The 15,361-nt window shown below is 40.4% G+C and carries 18 protein-coding genes and 1 tRNA gene; 7 read left to right on the top strand and 12 right to left on the bottom strand.

Features of this window, described 5'->3' with window-relative positions; all coding sequences use genetic code 11:
• Window positions 1–8: 8 nt before the first annotated feature.
• From JZ787_RS05495 to JZ787_RS05445, 11 genes are all read right to left on the bottom strand, one after another.
• Window positions 9–455, bottom strand: a complete 447-nt coding sequence (locus JZ787_RS05495) for a phage virion morphogenesis protein (RefSeq protein ID WP_346311849.1) — start codon at window positions 453–455, stop codon at window positions 9–11.
• Between the two features lie 3 nt (window positions 456–458).
• A complete protein-coding gene (locus JZ787_RS05490) occupies window positions 459–968 on the bottom strand; it encodes a phage tail protein (RefSeq protein WP_346311848.1) in 510 nt (169 codons plus the stop codon).
• Window positions 969–1,087: 119 nt separating this feature from the next.
• Complete coding sequence (locus tag JZ787_RS05485) at window positions 1,088–1,504, bottom strand: DUF2570 domain-containing protein (RefSeq protein WP_130234939.1); 417 nt, start codon at window positions 1,502–1,504, stop codon at window positions 1,088–1,090.
• Complete coding sequence (locus tag JZ787_RS05480) at window positions 1,501–2,355, bottom strand: N-acetylmuramidase family protein (RefSeq protein ID WP_346311847.1); 855 nt, start codon at window positions 2,353–2,355, stop codon at window positions 1,501–1,503. The genes JZ787_RS05485 and JZ787_RS05480 overlap by 4 nt, the downstream gene beginning before the upstream one ends.
• Window positions 2,352–2,624, bottom strand: a complete 273-nt coding sequence (locus tag JZ787_RS05475; RefSeq protein ID WP_130234937.1) for a phage holin family protein — start codon at window positions 2,622–2,624, stop codon at window positions 2,352–2,354. The genes JZ787_RS05480 and JZ787_RS05475 overlap by 4 nt, the downstream gene beginning before the upstream one ends.
• Window positions 2,621–2,968, bottom strand: coding sequence for a putative holin (locus JZ787_RS05470; RefSeq protein ID WP_130234936.1), 348 nt, complete (start codon window positions 2,966–2,968; stop codon window positions 2,621–2,623). The genes JZ787_RS05475 and JZ787_RS05470 overlap by 4 nt, the downstream gene beginning before the upstream one ends.
• A 4-nt stretch (window positions 2,969–2,972) precedes the next feature.
• A complete protein-coding gene (locus tag JZ787_RS05465) occupies window positions 2,973–3,185 on the bottom strand; it encodes a tail protein X (RefSeq protein WP_130234935.1) in 213 nt (70 codons plus the stop codon).
• On the bottom strand, window positions 3,182–3,631 hold the full coding sequence (locus JZ787_RS05460; protein WP_346311846.1) for a head completion/stabilization protein: 450 nt from the start codon (window positions 3,629–3,631) through the stop codon (window positions 3,182–3,184). The genes JZ787_RS05465 and JZ787_RS05460 overlap by 4 nt, the downstream gene beginning before the upstream one ends.
• A gap of 112 nt (window positions 3,632–3,743) precedes the next feature.
• Window positions 3,744–4,547: a phage terminase small subunit gene (gene gpM, locus JZ787_RS05455; RefSeq protein ID WP_346311845.1), complete on the bottom strand. Its 804-nt coding sequence runs from the start codon at window positions 4,545–4,547 to the stop codon at window positions 3,744–3,746.
• A gap of 6 nt (window positions 4,548–4,553) precedes the next feature.
• A complete protein-coding gene (locus JZ787_RS05450; protein ID WP_346311844.1) occupies window positions 4,554–5,564 on the bottom strand; it encodes a phage major capsid protein, P2 family in 1,011 nt (336 codons plus the stop codon).
• A gap of 43 nt (window positions 5,565–5,607) precedes the next feature.
• Window positions 5,608–6,450 (bottom strand): GPO family capsid scaffolding protein, encoded by an 843-nt coding sequence (locus JZ787_RS05445; RefSeq protein ID WP_346311843.1) that lies wholly within the window; start codon window positions 6,448–6,450, stop codon window positions 5,608–5,610.
• A gap of 187 nt (window positions 6,451–6,637) precedes the next feature.
• Between JZ787_RS05445 and JZ787_RS05440 the strand changes: the two genes are divergently transcribed.
• Window positions 6,638–8,407 (top strand): terminase family protein, encoded by a 1,770-nt coding sequence (locus tag JZ787_RS05440; protein ID WP_346311842.1) that lies wholly within the window; start codon window positions 6,638–6,640, stop codon window positions 8,405–8,407.
• Complete coding sequence (locus tag JZ787_RS05435) at window positions 8,404–9,465, top strand: phage portal protein (protein WP_346311841.1); 1,062 nt, start codon at window positions 8,404–8,406, stop codon at window positions 9,463–9,465. Before JZ787_RS05440 ends, JZ787_RS05435 begins: the two co-directional genes overlap by 4 nt.
• An 822-nt stretch (window positions 9,466–10,287) precedes the next feature.
• Here the strand turns inward: JZ787_RS05435 and JZ787_RS05430 are convergent.
• Window positions 10,288–10,363 (bottom strand) — tRNA-Arg (locus tag JZ787_RS05430).
• Between the two features lie 178 nt (window positions 10,364–10,541).
• On the opposite strand from JZ787_RS05430, the gene JZ787_RS05425 reads away from it, so the two are divergent.
• The 5 genes from JZ787_RS05425 to mltB all read left to right on the top strand — a co-directional run bounded on the left by JZ787_RS05425 (window position 10,542) and on the right by mltB (window position 15,209).
• On the top strand, window positions 10,542–11,477 hold the full coding sequence (locus JZ787_RS05425) for an ABC transporter ATP-binding protein (RefSeq protein ID WP_234304688.1): 936 nt from the start codon (window positions 10,542–10,544) through the stop codon (window positions 11,475–11,477).
• A complete protein-coding gene (locus JZ787_RS05420; protein WP_004982514.1) occupies window positions 11,474–12,247 on the top strand; it encodes an ABC transporter permease in 774 nt (257 codons plus the stop codon). The genes JZ787_RS05425 and JZ787_RS05420 overlap by 4 nt, the downstream gene beginning before the upstream one ends.
• Window positions 12,247–13,059, top strand: a complete 813-nt coding sequence (gene queF, locus JZ787_RS05415; protein WP_346311840.1) for an NADPH-dependent 7-cyano-7-deazaguanine reductase QueF — start codon at window positions 12,247–12,249, stop codon at window positions 13,057–13,059. The genes JZ787_RS05420 and queF overlap by 1 nt, the downstream gene beginning before the upstream one ends.
• A gap of 27 nt (window positions 13,060–13,086) precedes the next feature.
• Window positions 13,087–13,737 (top strand): hypothetical protein, encoded by a 651-nt coding sequence (locus tag JZ787_RS05410; RefSeq protein ID WP_004695843.1) that lies wholly within the window; start codon window positions 13,087–13,089, stop codon window positions 13,735–13,737.
• 470 nt (window positions 13,738–14,207) lie between these two features.
• Complete coding sequence (gene mltB, locus JZ787_RS05405; RefSeq protein WP_062033930.1) at window positions 14,208–15,209, top strand: lytic murein transglycosylase B; 1,002 nt, start codon at window positions 14,208–14,210, stop codon at window positions 15,207–15,209.
• Window positions 15,210–15,361 lie beyond the last annotated feature (152 nt).

The raw sequence follows: 15,361 nt of genomic DNA, 5'->3' as shown, positions 1-15,361 counted from the left end.
GATTGTTCTTATTTTGAAAAATGGTCTAAGACTTCAGATTCAATCATTTCTAATTCTGCGGGGGTAAAACCTAATAGCTCTCGGCTGTCATATTTGACGGACGGACCGCCCTTTTCAACTCGATCTCTTAAACCATATTGGTGAACCCGGGCAATGTTGGCCACTCTGTTCATAAAGCCAATAGCCACCCCTTCAGAGGTTCGTTCAATCTTCATATATTTTGAAGTTTTAATAAGATTGAACATTTTGTTTTTGATTTTATTTTTCTTGTCCCTTAGTCGTTTTTTTCGAGGCACAAAAGCACTGCCATCGGGATTTTGTTGTCGCGTTATCCTGGTCTTTTGTGATGCCCGAACTTTGCGGGCAATGCTCATTTCTAATTTTCGACGCTCGGCATCGCTTAACTTGGTAAGCAATGGAGCAAGATAATCGTTTAGTGCCTGAAGCTCTGCCATAAATTAGGGCCCAAAGTAATGATTTTCAGGTGGCGCAGACATCCACTCAGCCAAGACTTCACCCGTCTTATGATCGATCATTTTGAATGGCTTAGGTTCAGCCGCAGTTTCATATTGAGGTTCATCGGGAAAAGAAATATCGAGTGTGCCATCGCCTTGACGTTTCACAATCACCCGTTCAGTTAAAGGAAAGGTTAAAGAAAGGTCGACTGTATGATTGCTCAGTATTTCAGTTTCAAACTTGAATGCCTCTTTCGATTTTTCAGTGTTCACTAATAGCTCATGCTGATGCGTACGCACCCAATCGAACAAAGGCAGCATGACTGCATCAAGCTCCCCTGCATAGTCAGTTAGGATTAAATTGATTTCATAGACATATTCAAATGAAAGGCCATTTGCCATAGTGCAACGAACATTACCTTTGTCTGTAAAAATCAACAATCGATCAGGATCACGTTGGAGTTCTTTCACCGCATTGAGTAAGTGACTTCGTAAACTATCGGGCTTTCTCATTGTTTTGTTCCTGAATTTTGATAATGGAATCCACCTGCGCTGAACACTGTGCTCGAGCAAGTTCCGTTTGCTCTAAAGCCAAGACCAAATCTAGATTTGTGCTTAGGCTAAATATGGGTTTATTGCAGGGGATGAGCACTGGATACAATTTGACTTCTGTTATGGGTTGGGGCTGTGTTGAACATGCTGCGAACTGCATCAGGAATAGGCTGAACAGACCAACTTTTAGAAGGTTCATCATGAGCAAAAATCTCTTTTAAGGTGATTTGACGCTGTTCAAATTTGGACTGTAAATCACTTTGTACCTTCTGCAATTCAACAATGCTTTTTTGCTGTTCAGACACACTGGTTTGAATGGATTTTATTCTTGATGCTTGCTGCTCGAGCTGCTGTTGTTTTTCACTCAGCGCTTGCTCCAGTGCACCAATTTTTTGTTGTGATTTGAGTACAAATTTAAATGTCAGCACCAAAGCCACACATATAAATAACAATATGAGTGGCTTTACTAATGGGCGAAGTAAAGTCAGTGGCATCATGCGACTTGCTTTGCTCCATAAATCGGCTCAAGGTGATCCCATTCTTTTTGGAACTTGGCTTGGTAACCGAGTTTTTTATAATTTGGACCGTTGTAAAGCGTGAAAACTGCTGTCCAATCTTCTGCACGTAAGGCTTCTAATAATGAAACTTTTTTCCCGCCAACTGTGCCAGTTTTCCATTCAATAAAGCGGATAAAGGCTTCAAGCTGCAGGGATTCACTGGTTTGCATTTGTTTCTCGAATTCGAAAACAGATTCGTAACCTAACTCTTTCCAGTTTTCACCCATAATTTGGAACTGCCCCCAACTACAAGACATCAAGGCAGACTCAGGATGAATGTTTTGAGCTAACCGCAAGCGGGTGTATTCCGCTTCATTTCCCTTATAGCCACCCGTTTTAGGATTTACGATGCTTGGGCATGTTTGTGCTTGTAAACTGGCAAACGACTTGCCTTTAAACTGCCCTAAGTAGAAGTACATGCGATGACGTTCAAATAGGATTTTGGCTTTACCATTTTTTAAAAAACCCACCCCACGTCCTTCAACTGCGCCAAAGACACGGATGGTCAATTCAGACACTTTTAGACGTTTTGCAGCGGCAATATAGTCGCTGTCTTTGAGCAACTTACTAACGTCGGAACCTGCAAGTGCAGCGCGGGTTTTATCCCCGACTTTTCCATCGACCAAAATGCCTTTGTTCTTTTGGAATTGAATAACTGCAAATTCTGTACTTTCACCAAAAATGCCGTCGGTACTGAGAGGCTTACCTGTTTTGCTTTTATAGCCAAGTTCTTTAAGCTTTTTTTGAACCAAGACGACTTCATCGCCTCGAGCACCATATTTAAGAATCATTGAGTCGTACTCCAGATGAGTTTGGCCACATTACCTTTGGATCTCCAGATGAGTACCCCTAGAAGTACTGCAAAGATGGCATCCCATAAGGTGACCGGGTCTTTGAAAAATAAAATGTGAATGGACTGGCCTAAGAATGATCCAATTAAGAGGGCTGCTAACCATGAGTAGCCACGGTGGAAATTTCCACCGTGGCTGAAGCAAGCAATACGAAATCCGCATAATAAATAGGCTAAGACTGCGATCCATTGAAAGAGAAGTTCAATCATGGTTTTCCACCTCGGAAAATGTTCAAAATGTCAGACAGCTTGGCTGCTTTAACCCAATCCACCACTTTGATTAAGATGAATAAGCAAAGGGTTGAGGTAATGAGCGCTGCGACTGCATCTGCTTTTAAGAAAGTATGCTCAGTGATTAAAGGAGCACTGATATAACCAATACCCGTTGCAAGGAGCATGTTTCGGATACGCTGAAAGGCGTTTAAATCTTTTTCAAATGTGGCAATAAAAGCTGCCCCAAGTACTGCCCCTAACAATGCGTTTCCATTGATAAATGGAAATAATGAAACAGCACTCAATGCTGCAATGGTTACTGGTGTTGTTGGTTCTGCCATTTAATTAGTCCCATAGCTGGATGGTTTGTTTTGTTTGTTGTGGTGTTTCTATATCAGGCAGAATGACTTCCGTCCCCATCGGAATAAAAACGCCATGGTCGATAATGCTTGGATTTGCTTCGAGTACCATTTCCACTACACCAGCGCTGCGTCCGTATTCACGCCAACAAATGGTGTCGATGGTGTCGTTTTGAATTGCGATGATGGTTTTGCTCATATCAGCTCCACGACTGTGTGGTTCTGACCTAATAAATGCTGAATAGCCCATTGCTTGTTGCGACGATAATCATCCACCGTGCACTCGGCTTGTTCGGCTTTTTTTGCACCTGCGTTTGAACTGTCATAATTTCGATAGTTCTCATTTAATTTGGCAGCGACACCGTTGGCCACTGCAGACAAATACAAAAAGTCGGTATCAGGTTGATCATTGATTTGTGTTGTCGATAGCTCTGACAAAGCCCCTGCTTTCGCTTTGAGGGACGCTAATAATCGGTTGGTGTCGAGCACTTCTTCGATGATTGCTTGCTGAAGTCTTTCGTTGGTAACCGCGCCATCAATACGGACAATTTCTCGGATTTGATCCAAAACAATAATCGGATAAAACGGGTCACTTTTGATTTGGATGTGGCTTGGTGTGTTATTGCCATTTGCGACGAATCCCATGCTATCCCCTGCCGTTGTTTTTGTTAGTGCATGGGTGGGAACAATGGTTTTAATGAGTATTACAGTGTAATGACATCACCATTGTTCGCCCATGCGGTGCGTGGGCACTCGGTTATGTCGGTTTGAACTGCAGGTCGCCCTGGTCATCCACGACTTGTGAACCTTTTGCATTGAGCAAAGGTTCAGTTTGTTTTTCTACTTCTGGTGGGAACTTTTTCAACAATGTCTCCATTGTTTTTAAATCCTGTTTACCACCACACTTATCATCCAGTTCAATTGCGCGTTCAAGATGTGCTTGTGCTTCTTGAGCAAAAGCAATGTCTGACTGACTCGGTTCATCTTTGCTTTGGATCTGTTTAATCGTCGCTTTGCCTAAAGCAACTAAAAGCTTTGATTTAACTTGATCAGGCATGTCTGGAAGTTTTTCATCAAACTTTGTTTGGAGGACAAGTTGCTCTAATTGCTGCAGTACCCCAATTTCAACTTCAGCATTGGTTTTCAACTGCTTCAAAAATGCGTTAGCAATTTCTTCAGTCACCAAAGTAGCCGTTTTACGCTCAAAACGATCTGGCATGATCATGTTATGCCATAGTGCAAATTCAGCCATTTCTAGTGCTTTTGCATAATTTCCAGTGTCAATGCACCAGACCAAAACCGTCATAAAGACTTCATCTTGAACACCTGTATTGGCCTCTATGATTCCATCTACATACGGCAGGTAAGTTGGAACTAACCCTTGCTTGAGTTGAATTTTTGCTTCGGTGGACTGAATCTGTTTGAGACGTCGACGGTCATTATTTAGCTGCATTAATTGCAACTCATAAGCCGTTTGCGACTCCATAGTGCCAAACTCAGCAGCGGAAACCGCTGCTGCTTTCGCACTGTGTTTGAGAAAATGTTGTCGTGCAAAGTTCATTCAACATTACTCCGCCAAGATTTCGATTTTTTCAGCCATCGCAGCAAGACCTAAATCTTCAATGTAGTAATCTTCATTTGAAGACTCATAGTTTTCGATTTGGTCACGTTTCGGGTTATCGATGACGGTACGTCGACGAGATCCTTCTTGCACATAAATCGATAAGTTATCGAAAGTGGTGACTAAGATTGCATCTTCAGGGAAAAATGGCACTGCATAGACGGGTAAATTGCCCATACGCTTTTGGCTGATAATGATGTCTGCAGCCAGCTTTTCAGAGTTCGGCTGATCTTGGTTGACCAATGGGAAATATTTATCCGCTACAGTTTTACGGTTACAAAGCACCACAAGATCAGGGTTGTCCTGGTGTACTTCATCGATCATTTCATCAACTAAGGTCATCACCAAAGCGTCTACATTTTTGTAGTCACCTAATTTTCCAATAGTAATTTTGCCCTGTGCTGCACCTGAAGAAAGTACACGTGCCACATTTTCTTCACGCATTTTTTGCAGCCAGCCTTTGTTAACGTCCTGCAATTTTGGATTGGCCTCAATGTCTGTGGTCGCGGCAAAAGACGTACCGTTAAAACCAATCATGATACGGTCAAGACCTTGACGCTTTTGGATCTGACCAGAAAAACGTGCATAGAAGTCTTTAAACTTTGCCCATTGATCCAACTTCTGATATTTGATGGCGGTATCAAAGTCTGTTTTACGACAGAAGTAGAATCGCTCATCCATATTGCTTGGGTCTTTTGCCTGACGATCGTTCGTATCAGTATTGGTACGCGAAGCGGTTGGACGCGAAATCCCTAAACCTACCGCTGAACCTGATTGTTCATCTACTAAAAAGACATTAATTTTTTGTAGAAATGCTGATGACAATTGAATTTTATCTTCTAATTTTTGTTGCACAGTCGGGGCAACATTAAATTTATGAGAAACTTTTTCAACGTTATTCAGCTGGGCTAATTGAGCCATTGCAGCATTATATTTAAAACGTGTTTCGTTACGCATGATGTGTACTCTTTTTAATTCTGGAATGGGTTGGCGAATTGGTCTAGCAATCAACTACTTCGTTGAATTTCGAATTGCCAGATTTTGGACGAGGTTCATCGTTTGGCTCGCCATTGAGCTTATTTTTCAGCTCAGTAAAGTCGTTTTGAAGTTGCTCATGTGCTGTATTCAAAGTGTTGAAATCATTTTCAATTTTTGAGACAGCTTTGCCTTGATTTGCCGTTTCTGTGGCAATTTCGACAATGGCCTGTTCTTGCTCAGAAAAAGATTCCGCAGACTTTTTGTCGTTTTGTTCTTGTTTTGAGAATAATTTTTTTACTTTGTCGAGTAAGCCTGCGGAATAAGATTGCTGCTCTTTAACCTCTTCAAATTCGAAAGAGACTTCTTGAGCAGCTGTAAACAAATTTTCTGGTTTCTGTTTCTTGTCGGAGAATGGGTTTACTTTTGCACCAGCTGCAAACTGCAACATTTCTGTCCCCAAAGATGCTGGACTATCAGTCACGGCTAAACCGACCAAATATGCTGAACCTTTGTTTGCAAAATTGTCATCCACTTCAATAGAGGTATAAACTTTTTGCTTTTTCTTGTTCAGTTCAATCAGGCTTTGGGTAGGCTCGATTTGAGCAAAAAGCGCATCTTTTTCTTCACCATCAATGATGATTTTTTCAGTTTTCAGTGCCAAAACATCGCCATAAGCACCAAACACTCCATCTGGAAAAACACTACGGAAATGTTCCATATTGATACGAGCACCGTAGGTATTCGGATCATAGTTATCAGCCATTTGGATAATCCAATCGGCTTGAATTTCACGTCCGTCCGTGGTGTCTCCAGCTACAGCAATGCGGAACCACTTGGATTTATATTTTTTATCTTCTTTGCTCATTTGCAAACCTATTCAGTAAATTGATTGTCGGATAAAAATCACGTTTTCGAATAGGTGCAGAATGGGCAATGTTACATACTCACCGCAATGCGAAATTTTTGTATATAGCTCATATACAAATTATTCAGACTGCTAAAAAGATGAGGTACTGCCAATGTTTGCACATTAAAGCAAATAGCCCTTGGCAATGAATGATTTATCTCCAATAGCAAACTTACATCTGATTATGGACAACAAACTGAAAGCCAAATTTTTATATTGGCTTGGGTGGAAAATTGTCGATATTGCAGAAGTACTAAATGAAAATGAGCGAACAGTTCAGGCATGGAAAACACGTGAGGATTGGGAAAAAGAAAAGCCCGAAAATCGTGTTGAAAATGCTTTATCTCTTCGCTTGATGATGCTCATTCTTAAAAATAAAAAGACTTCGGGTGACATAAAAGAAATCGATGTATTGATGCGGGCATATAAAGAATTTGCCCGAATTGAGAAATACCGAAATGACGGAACTGAAGCAGATTTAAACCCTGAGATCCGCAAGCGAAATACAGCACCACGTAAAAAAGTTCCGAACCATTTTACAGAAGAACAAATTGAAGAACTGGTGTTGGCTTTTGAAGAGAACCTGTTCGATTACCAATGGAATTGGTATCGGGCTATGGATCAGCGCTCCCGTGCAATTCTTAAAAGTCGTCAGATTGGTGCAACCTATTATTTTGCCCGTGAAGCTCTGATCGATGCTTTAAAGACTGGTCGTAATCAGATTTTTTTATCAGCTTCAAAAGCGCAAGCCCACATTTTTAAGCATTACATCAAAGCCTTTGCAGCCGATGTTTGTGGGGTTGAACTCACGGGAGATCCGATTGTTCTTTCCAATGGTGCAGAGCTGTTGTTCTTAGGTACAAACTACCGTACAGCACAGGGACATCACGGGAATTTTTATTTTGACGAATTTTTCTGGACTCATGGATTTAATGAGTTAGAGAAAGTTGCATCGGCAATGGCTTTACATAAGAAATGGCGTAAAACCTATTTTTCTACTCCATCAACTATTACTCATGAAGCGCATTCATTTTGGACTGGTGAACGATTCAATAAAGGCCGTCCAAAAAACAAACAAGTTAAGATTGATGTCTCTCACTCTGCTCTGAAAAAAGGGCGACTCTGCGAGGACAAGATTTGGCGCCAAATTGTCACCATTTTGGACGCTCAAGAAGGTGGATGCGATCTATTCAATATTGATGATCTTCGTTTTGAATACTCTGCTGATGACTTTGAAAACTTGTTGATGTGTGAATTCGTAGATGATGGCCAATCCATGTTTCCGCTCAACATGCTTCAGCATTGCATGGTGGACAGTTTAGAAACTTGGACTGATTTCAAAGTTTGGCATTCACGCCCTTATGCCAACAAACCAGTGTGGGTCGGATACGATCCCGCTTTGACTGGAGATAATGCTGGCTTAGTTGTAGTCGCCCCTCCTGCTGTGGCGGGCAGCAAGTTCCGTGTATTAGAACGACACCAGTTCAAAGGTGATGACTTTGCCCAACAAGCAGAACATATCAAAAGCATCACTTTACGCTACAACGTAACTTATATCGGTATTGATACAACAGGCATGGGCGTGGGTGTTGCAGAACTTGTACGACAGTTCTTTCCTGCTGTTCATTCATTTAAGTATTCGCCCGAAGTTAAAGCTCAGCTTGTTTATAAGACTTTGGATGTCATCCGCAATGGACGACTTGAATACGATGCAGGTGATAAGGATTTAACTCAGTCACTCATGAGCATCAAAAAAACGATTACAGCTAGTCAAAAACAAATCACGTTTACTGCAGGTCGATCAGAAGACATTGGGCATGCTGATCTCGCTTGGGCACTTATGCATGCAATCTATAACGAACCACTGGCTGGCATTACAGAAACAAACACTTCCGTATTGGAGATTTACTCATGAACCCATTTTCAACAGCCAAAAGTTTAATGAACACTGCACTGAACTTTTTACCGCAGCCATTACAACAAACAGTTTCTCATAAAACGGAAGCATTTTCCTTTGGTGATGCTGTTCCAGTATTGGATGGAAATGATTTATCAAACTATATGCAATGTTGGTTTAATGGCCGTTGGTATGAACCACAAGTCAGCCTTGAAGGTCTGTCGAAAAGCTGGAAATCAACACCGTTTTTAAGTAGCGGGATTATTTTCAAACGGAATTTTTTAGCCAACCTATATGTTCCTCATCCTCGTATGAGTCGACAGTCTTTTGAGCAAGTCGGATTGGATTTCATTTGGTGCGGAAATACTTATGTTGAAGATGTTCGTTCGCGCTTGAACAATACAATTGAGTTCAAGCCAGCTTTAGCAAAATATACAAGAGCTGGAGAAAATAAGGGGCAATACTTCTACTTAGATCAAGGGCATCGCGGATATATAGAGCATGAGTTCCCCCAAGACCGTATTTGCCAAATACGCGAGACAGATGTAGATCAAGAAATTTATGGTACTCCTGAATATATTTCTGCTCTACAAAGTGCTTGGCTAAATGAATCGGCTACCCTCTTTCGTCGTAAGTATTACAACAACGGATCTCATGCTGGATTTATTCTTTATGTGAATGACCCAGCCAGTGATCCAAATGACATCACTGCCCTGCGTACAGCATTAAAAGAAAGTAAAGGGCCGGGTAATTTCCGAAACTTGTTCTATTACAGTCCAAATGGGAAAAAGGATGGTATTCAAGTCATCCCAACTTCTGAGATTGCAGCAAAAGACGATTTCACCAATATTAAATCAATTACACGCGACGACATTTTAGCTGCATTACGCATTCCGCCACAGTTGATGGGTATCGTTCCAAGTAATGCAGGTGGTTTTGGTGATATTAAATCTGCCACCGAAGTATTTTATCACAATGAGATTGTGCCATTGCAATCGCGTCTACTTCAGTTCAATGAATGGGCGGGTGATGAGGTGATTAAGTTCAAAGAGTATGGATTGATTCAGAACAAGTAATTTATAAATTTACAAACATCACTTTAAAGCCCGCTCATCGTGGGTTTTTTTATGGGATTAAACTCAAATAAGAATAATTCCCAACTAATCCACCGCACCCCACGTCCGCGCAGTTGCCCCACCCCACCTGCCCTCTCTAAATGTGGCTATTTTACTGCAGGGACAGACAAAGGAAAAAATCAGGTGAACATAAGCTGTTATTAGTACATTTCAGCATTCTAGTAGCTTTTTTAATACTGCATTTCACTATGCATCTACACATTTGCTTATTTGACTAAAACTCAACCGAAAACAAGACAGAATAAATATTTAGCCTTACAACTCTTACGGCCATAGCTTGATGCGTTCCCATCTTTAAGGCACATATAAATGTGTTTTCTATCTAATAGATTTTTTATGGAGTAATAAAGTAATGAAGCCTTATAAGCATCTGAAAAATATAAATATATAACCTTACCTTTGAAGGTAATTTTTTGTAATATCCTAAGTAATATTTTATAAGTTATTGATTTTATTAATACAGAGATAATCTAAATCTAACATTTTTTCACAGCAATAAATTACTTCAATCTTACCTCTAAATTACATATCAATAATTCAATAAACTATTGTATTAATTAAGATTATAAGAAAATATTACTTTATTACTTCAAAAAAACGATAGTCCCCAATTTTTTATTAATTTACTCAGATATAGGCTTTTGCATGTTTTTCATTCTGTTGTTTTAATTTTGGTGGGAATGAAATGGGAATTTTCACCCCTAAAAACACCCATATTTAGGCATTATAAAAACACTAACTTATTGAAATATAATGATAAATTGGTGCGCTCAGCGGGACTCGAACCCACGCCACAGGCTTCGGAGACCTGTACTCTATCCAGTTGAGCTATGAGCGCGCGAGCACATCATATCAAAAAAAATCACAAGGTAAAGCATCTATATAGCTTAGAGTGATTTTCCTGCTTATGCTTTATACAATGTTCCATATCTGCAACACAGAATTGCGAGTAGATTACTTGGTTTATTAGGCATAATCGCTCACAATAGTGCCACTATTAATCATTCGAGAATTTCATGACTGATGCATTGACGTTAAGAGATTTGTCCAAAACCTATAAAAATGGGTTTCAGGCCTTAAAAGGCATCGATTTAACTGTTCCTGAAGGCGAGTTCTATGCCCTACTTGGACCAAATGGTGCAGGCAAATCTACAACGATTGGTATTATCAGCTCATTGACCAAGAAAACCTCAGGCACTGTCGAAATTTTTGGACATAATCTCGACACGCACCCCTCTCAAGCCAAACAGTGCTTAGGGGTTGTACCTCAAGAGTTTAACTTCGGTCAGTTTGAAAAAACCTTCGATATCTTAGTCACACAAGCGGGCTATTATGGTATTCCTAAAAAAATTGCGGAAGTTCGTGCCGAAGAATATTTAGAAAAACTCGGCCTATGGGAAAAACGCGGCGTTCAAGCCCGTATGCTTTCAGGCGGTATGAAACGCCGCCTGATGATTGCTCGTGCCATGATGCATGAACCGAAACTCCTTATTTTAGATGAACCCACAGCAGGGGTTGATATTGAGCTACGTCGTTCGATGTGGGACTTCCTCACAGAAATGAACAATAAAGGCACATCGATCATTTTAACCACACATTATTTAGAAGAAGCAGAAATGCTGTGTCGTCGAATTGCCATTATTGACCGTGGTGTCATTAAAGAAGACACCAGCATGAAAAATTTCCTCAATCAACTCAATGAAGAAACCTTTATTTTTGATTTGGCAGTACCGATTGAACCGATTCATATCGACATCATTGGCGTTCGTTTTCATTTAGTCGATGCCGTGACTTTAGAAGTGACTATGGATAGAGCGCACACCCTCAATGACTTATTTCAATTACTCGAATCGCAAGGAATCCAAGTCCGCAGTATGCGGAACAAATCCAACCGTTTAGAAGAACTGTTTGTGAAGATGGTCGAAAAAAATCTCGAAGGAACTACGCTATGAACTTAAATCAACTTAGCGTAGCTTTATATACTCTGGTGCATAAAGAAATTCGCCGCTTTATGCGCATCTGGCCGCAAACCTTACTTCCACCTGCCATTACCATGAGTTTGTACTTTGTGATTTTTGGTAATTTGGTCGGCTCTCGTATTGGAGAGATGGGCGGTTTTAGCTATATGCAGTTCATCGTGCCTGGACTAATTATGATGGCGGTGATTACCAACAGTTATGCTAACGTTTCTTCGAGCTTTTTTAGTGCCAAATTTCAAAAAAGTATTGAAGAGCTGATCATGAGCCCTGTACCTTTGCATGCCATTTTATGGGGCTTTGTTTTAGGCGGTGTCTGTCGCGGGGTCTTGGTCGGTATTATTGTGACGGCTATGAGTTTATTTTTTACTGACCTTTATATTACCAATTGGTTTGTTACCATTTACACCGTCTTGGTCACCTCGTTCTTATTTTCACTGGGTGGTTTTATCAATGCGGTGTATGCGAAATCTTTTGATGACATCTCCATCATCCCAACCTTTGTGCTGACGCCTTTAACTTATTTAGGTGGCGTATTTTATGCCATTTCAGCACTCAGCCCTTTTTGGCAAAATTTATCGTTGATCAATCCAATTGTATATATGGTCAATGCTTTTCGTTTCGGCATCTTAGGTCATAGCGATGTTAACGTCGTCGTCTCCCTGTCTGTTATGACCATATGCTGTGCAGTGCTTTATGGCATTGCTTACTATTTACTTTCTCGTGGTTCAGGAATGCGTGAATAATGAGTGTAGAACATTCTCTTTTGGGTAAAGACACCAATTACCCTACAACTTATCAACCCGATATTCTTTTTCCTATTGCTCGTGCTACAGCACGTGAGCACTATGCGCATATTGAAGGTATTCAACAAGGTAAAGACTGGTGGCATGTTTTTGAAATTTCTTGGTTAAATCACCATGGTGTTCCGCAAGTTGCCATTGGTCGCATCAGCCTGCCGGCCACCTCGCCCAACCTCATTGAGTCAAAGTCATTAAAACTCTACTTTAATAGCATGAACTTTACTCAGTTTGAGTCTAAAGCTGCGTTTAAAGAAACAGTCGAACAGGATTTATCGGCGGCGGCTGGCGCAGATGTCCAAATTGATCTTTTTCATGTCGATGATGTGGAAATTATTCAACCTGAAGGTATCTGTATTGATGAACTGACTCCGCCCCAATTGGAAAATCATCCCAATGCAAATCTATTGGCATTAGATGATACTGCGGAAGATGTTGAAGTACAGATTTACTCACATTTACTCAGAAGTAACTGCCCAGTCACTGGACAACCTGATTGGGGCACGGTATTTATCCGATATAAAGGTAAAAAGCCTTGTTATAACAGCATACTGGCTTATATTATCTCTTATCGTCAGCACAACGGTTTCCACGAACAATGTGTGGAAAAAATATTTGCCGATATTTGGCAAAATTTGAAACCTGAAAAGCTGATGGTGTACGCAGCTTATACACGCCGTGGTGGTTTAGACATTAACCCTTGTCGTGTGTCAGATGTGTCATGGATGCCCCGCCCAATTCGATTGGCGCGACAATAAAATAAAGAACATTGAGGTTAATACACGATGCCATTTTTTGGTTTTATTCCATCGACTGAACTTTTACAGACTATTCAAACTGCTCAGCAGAAGAAAGACTCAAGTGAACCTTTATATCCACTTCGTGATAAAACAGCACTCCTCATCAATGATGAAATTATTGATGCCATTTTGACTGAGTTAGTTCGCCGTTTTCCACCGAGTGATAAACGTGACACAGCCGAGAAACTGGCTGGCTATATTAAGTCAACAGTTGCGGTTTTGTTGAAGCAGCTTTTAGGCAAATCATCGAATGATGTGGTTCAAGCATCGATTCAGTTTTCTGAAAAAAGCTTGTTTAAAGATGCTGAAGGTCAGTTCCGTGTGGGTGAAGCGTTAGATGCAAGCTTAGTGACCAGCCTCAAATATAACTATGCTGAAATTAAAGCAGGCAATGAAGTAGATAAAGCCGCGTTAACCGAACTGTATAAACAGTTTGCTGAAGCGACTGTACGCCACTTCATGAATGACTTTAATAAAACCCTCGATTTGGGCATGATTAAGCGTAAAGCAGCCGATATCGGTTCTGCAGCTGTCATTAAAGCAGTGCATATTGCTGCCAATAAAATCATCCCCAATTTAACCAAAGATGAACTTTTAGCTTTAGCTGAATATCACGACACCTTATTTCATGCTTAAGTACTAAAAGTCTTCGAGACTTTTCAGATCAAAATGACTCTACTTGTGTAGGGTCATTTTGGTTTCTAAGCTGTAATTTCTTAGTCTTTATATAAAGCCATATATAAAGTCCATATATAAGCTGAGACCAGATCTTTTTGTCATTGTCACTAGACCCTAAACACTACAATTTTAATTGCCTCTATATAAGGAAGACTTTTTATATCAGTCAGTAAAACTTGACTTATATAGTCACGTAAATATTCTGCCTGAAAAACTGTGCCATTTTGATTGATCTGTCCTTTATATAGGCTGAGTTTGTCTTTTTTTGTATACCTATTTGCCCGCTTCAGTACAGACAATGTTATCTTAAAGCCTATTCACGCTAGACTCCGTTCACAAGAATTTCGACATAACAGAAACGCGAACTATGGGCATTCCCCTATTCGCTTTGCTCCACTGCCAATAACGACTCTGGAAATTAGACTTCTATGTTAAATTTAAACTTTTATAACAAAGTTAAACGTTTACCTTTATTGATTGGCGCTTTGTCGATCACCAGTTTTTGCCAAGCCAACGATTTCGCTTCTCATCCTGACTATTACAGCTTTAAACAAAAAACCATGCAAAATTATGGTCTGTCTGCTGAGCAAGTCGATTGGGCGATGAATGGTTCTAAAAATGTACCCAACATCATCAACATTATGAACCGCCCTGGTGAAAGTAAACCGTGGTACGAATATAAAACCAACTTTATGGCGGAAAGCACCATTCAACGTGGTGTCCGTTTCAAAGCCCAATATGCAGATACTTTAAACCGCGCCGAACAACAATTTGGTGTACCTCAATCAGTCATTCTCGGCATTTTAGGGGTAGAAACAGGTTTTGGGAGCAATAAAGGTAATTTTGTGACCCGTGATGCCTTAGCCACTTTAGGTTTTGGTTACGAACGCCGTAAGCAATATTTCCAAGATGAACTCAGTGCTTTAATCGCATGGAGCTATAAAGATGGCGTGCCAACCAACTCGGTTGTAGGTTCGTATGCAGGTGCGGTGGGCTATCCACAATTTATGCCTAGCAATATTCCAAAGTTTGGGGTGGATTATGACGGCAATGGTCATGTCGATTTACGAAATTCAGCAGTCGATGCGATTGGTTCAATTGCCAACTATTTAGCAAATCATGGCTGGCAACGTAATCAGCCAATTGGATTCGCAGCACGCTATAGTGGCTCGAATCCTGAAGCAGTCATTGCCAAAGATTTAACTTTACCGACACCTTATGGCGTTTTAAAAAATCAGGGCATTCAACCGACCAATCCGATTGTCAAAATCGATGATTTAGATATGGTGAATGTGATCCAACTACAGGAAAATTATGGGCAAAGTTATTACATCACTTACCCTAACTTTCAGGTGATTACGACCTATAACAAGAGCCGTATGTATGCGACTGCAGTGTGGCAATTAGGGGCTGAAATTGCTAGCCGATAGGGCTAGCTTTTTACTCAAGCTTGAGATGTCAATAAAAAAATATTTAAAAATGATGTAAATTTCGGCATTTTTCACACCTTGTTACAATATTGATTATTTTTTAATCAAAAAATGTTCGGTTTATGTAGTTTTTATCGTTATTTTAATTAAAC

This window comes from Acinetobacter sp. BWR-L5 (genome assembly GCF_039655985.1).
GTDB classification, from domain to species: domain Bacteria; phylum Pseudomonadota; class Gammaproteobacteria; order Pseudomonadales; family Moraxellaceae; genus Acinetobacter; species Acinetobacter johnsonii.
The sequence above is the reverse complement of the archived record's forward strand: the minus strand, read 5'-3'. Positions and strand labels throughout refer to the sequence as shown.